Source organism: Bacillus sp. SIMBA_031 (genome assembly GCF_046535225.1).
In the GTDB taxonomy this organism is placed as follows: Bacteria; Bacillota; Bacilli; order Bacillales; family Bacillaceae; genus Bacillus; species Bacillus velezensis.
This window is the reverse complement of record NZ_JAWRXC010000745.1, coordinates 1-231: the sequence shown is the minus strand read 5'-3', so window position 1 is coordinate 231 and position 231 is coordinate 1. Positions and strand designations below refer to the sequence as shown.

Genomic DNA, 231 nt, shown 5'->3' with positions numbered 1-231 from the left:
CCGTAGTCGGGGGCGGGAGCGGTCAGGGAGTTCACCGCGAAGATGAGACCGAGTATGACTGACGCCCCGAGCCCGAAAGCTAGCAGGCCGAGGCGCCCTGACGGGGGAGCCATCGCGGACAGAACCGCGGAGGCGCTGCTGGATAGCACATCTGTGATGATCACACCCAGGAAGGTCAGGTTGGCCGCGGCGCAGACGCCGACGGCGACCCGCCCGATCACCGGAGTTGCC

Annotated in this window: 1 protein-coding gene; it reads right to left on the bottom strand. The window is 68.0% G+C overall.

The window, feature by feature from the left end:
* A partial coding sequence (locus SB724_RS22040; RefSeq protein WP_410573238.1) for a hypothetical protein occupies positions 1 to 231 on the bottom strand: 231 nt, incomplete at both ends.